The organism is Gammaproteobacteria bacterium (assembly GCA_003696665.1).
GTDB lineage: Bacteria > Pseudomonadota > Gammaproteobacteria > Enterobacterales.
Map to the genome: position 1 here is coordinate 1 of RFGJ01000536.1, position 3,198 is coordinate 3,198.

At 49.0% G+C, this 3,198-nt stretch carries 2 protein-coding genes; both read left to right on the forward strand.

What is annotated here, in order from left to right; genetic code table 11:
• Window positions 1–2,031, forward strand: a 2,031-nt coding sequence (locus D6694_13240) for a hypothetical protein (GenBank protein RMH37518.1), incomplete at its 5' end; no start/stop codon positions are given.
• Window positions 2,032–2,119: 88 nt separating this feature from the next.
• On the forward strand, window positions 2,120–3,198 hold a 1,079-nt coding region (locus tag D6694_13245), incomplete at its 3' end, for a TonB-dependent receptor (protein ID RMH37519.1).

Here is a 3,198-nt window from a genome sequence, read left to right on the forward strand (position 1 = left end):
AAATACTATATGAAAAACGTAATTAGTCAGTTTTGCCTGCTATTTCTTTGCATGTCTTTTGCTGGCAACTCTTATGCAGAACGTTGCGATATACCTCAACTGTCATTTGTGTCAGTAGTACACTACAAGGAATATTCAAAGGCCCTGCTTACCTTTCACTTCTCGGGTTCCAGTCTTTATGTGCGTGTTCAACGCGAAGATGGCTCGGAGTTGGGATCATACGTGTTGCCATCCGGAAATCCGCGTTTGTTGTTGACCAATCTCCCCCAGAAAGGGCTTTTTTCTGTTTTTGTCGAAGATGCCTGTGGGCAAATTGTTCCTGCAGGTTGGTTTGAGACTTGGCCGGGGATGGATAATCCCGAAGGCATCGCGGTGAGTGAGGCACTCTTTCAAGCTACCGAGCAGTTCGTCCAGCAAGAAATCGCGTCTTTACCTTCTTTTATGAAAAACAGAAAAGAAATTCCATTACTGGATCGTCTATGGTTTTTGCAGCAGTATTTGTATGAGGGGCAACCGTTTGAAGAGGACTTTGGCCTGAATTTTCCACCTGACGATTTCTGGAGTTATTCAGTGCCTGAAATAGAGAGTTGTCATTGCAATTTATTATTTTATGGAAACGCAAATCCTTCCATTATGCAGGAAGGAGTTATTTATTCGGTTGGTGCAACTTCTTCTGGAGATATGGGTAATAATGCGTCATTCAATCTCATGCGCGATTATGCCGGAGCTGCCATGGATGTGGAGTTGGTGACGGAAGGCTGCAGGGCTGGTGGTGACGATTATGTGTTTACCTATAATGCTCCAATGAGTGAAGAAAACAGTCAACTTTCAGGCGGTGCTTATGGCCTTTTGGAGTATCATTTTTTATGCGTGGGCAAGGACTTGGTCAAAGAAGATTGTGATTGCACGCGATGTGTAAATGTAAATGCTTCTCTTTCTACAAAGCTCGATGCCGATGTAACCCTTAAAACAGGATGTTGGAGTCTGGGTAAAGACAAATGGGGTTATGCTTCTGCCCAACTGGTTTATTCGCTGATACATGTTTCACGGAAAAATGGATATCAGATACTTGCAGCGGGCGATCATAGAGCCAAGAAAGAAGCCGAGATCGAATTGAATACAGAGTTTTTCCTTGCCCTGATCGATGTAGCATCCTACCTGGCGCCGCATTTGGATTCCTTGACAATTAGCCTGGTGGATATTGACGGACTTGCTAACGCCTTGAAAAATCTCATTCAAGAGCCTGTAGTGGAACATAATGATAGCACTGGGGCAACTATATTTGAAGGGGACTTGTTCCGCACTTTCGATCATCAGGTTTGTTTCCAATCAAACGATCCTAATCGCATTTTGCTTTGGGTGGTGAGTTCGGTCACGGGAGCTGGTCGGCGCAAATGGAAGTCTCATGCTTTGGTACAGACCGGTTTTCATTTGGATGGAATCGTGGAAGCAAATCTGACAGAAAACTATTGTTGTAGTGAGCAAGTGGGAAACTGGATTGCGAAAAGCTTGATAGACAATGCTATCTATTCTACTTATCAAATGCAGGCGCGTGTGGTGGAGGATTTTGCTCTATGGCCTTGGGATGGTTGGTCGCCATACAATGGTTTGCCGGGAGAATACGGTTATCTTACCTATTCCTGGGGTTTGTGTGACAGTAGCGGACTGACATCAGGCCCGGATCCAAATGCTCTCCGGGAGTGGTGGAACATGCAAGTGGCAACAACCAATACAGATATCAGCATGCATGCTAATGAGGCCACCGTACGCCAAAAGCGTGATGATTCCGGGCTACCGACGAGGATGAAGCACCTTTCGCCTGGTATGGAGCCTGAGTGCCCTTGCCGTCTGGAAGTGATCGATTTGCAGGGACGTGTATGGTATGCAGAGGAAGGGGTCCTGTTCGAATCGCCATATCACCTGGCTACACAACTTCAGGAACGAGGCGTTTTTCCTCATAGTGGTATCTTCGTATTGCGCCTGGTCGGGGAAAACGGCGTGCGCACAGAGAAAGTTTTTGTACAAAAGTGAGGCGATTTCTCTTTTCTGTGTGGCAACTTTTTCTTCCGGCAGACGGCTTGGTCTGCCGGAAGACTCTTTCTGGGAAAAAACATGAATCATGCTGCGCTTTGTATTCTTTGTAGCCATGTGGGCAGGCACTGTCTGGCAGGCGTTAGCCTGGCAAAGCAAGGTGTTGATACGCGGGTATGTGGAAGAAGCCGATAGCAGGGAGCGGTTGGTTGGTGCGCACGTATTTGAAGTACGTTCGAGTCGAGGTACCGTTACGGACAATTTCGGATATTTTTCCCTGCAGGTCCCCGTTGAGGCAGATTCGGTTTTGCAGTTGCGGGTTTCGTACACTGGTTATCAGAGTGTCTGGAAAGAGCTGCCTGAAGGACGGGATACTTTTTTGCTCATCCGGATGCAGGCGGGCGAGCAGTTATCCGAGGTGGTTGTAAAGGCAGCAGAGGGAGGGCAGGCTACAACCATTGACCGGCAGGTCATGTCCGTAGGGCAGATTGCTCGCATGCCGGCAATGTTTGGCGAAGCCGATGTGTTCAAGGCCCTGAGCCTCTTGCCTGGGGTGCAGCCAGGACAAGAAGGACAAAGTGCCATCTTCGTGCGTGGCGGCAGCCGCGATCAAAACCTGGTACTACTCGACGGTGTGCCCCTGTATTTTACCAATCATTTTGCCGGTTTCTTTTCTGTGTTCAACCCCGACGCCCTCAAGCAGGTGCAACTCTACAAGGGGGGCTTTCCTGCGCACTACGGTGGGCGCCTAAGTTCGGTGCTCGACCTGACTATGAAAGAGGGTCACATGAGCGAGTGGCATGCCAAGGGGGCCATGGGCTTGCTCAGTAGTCGCCTGATGGCCGAAGGGCCTATTGTGAAAGACCGCGCCTCGATGCTGGTGGCTGCGCGCCGCAGTTGGACCGATCTGATCGTTTTGCCGTTGATTTACGAGCTGGGGGGGTATGAAAAATGGGAGCGGGCATCCTTCTGGTTTGGGGATCTCAATTTCAAGGTCAATTGGATGATCAATGATCGGAACAGGTTGTTTGCCAGTGGCTATTTGGGGCGCGACCAGTACAATTTCAATCTCCGGGAGGCAGTAGGTAATGGGGATTTCCTCACTACAGGATCGAAAACCCGATGGGACAATAGCACCTTTTCCCTGCGATGGCAGTCGCTGTTGTC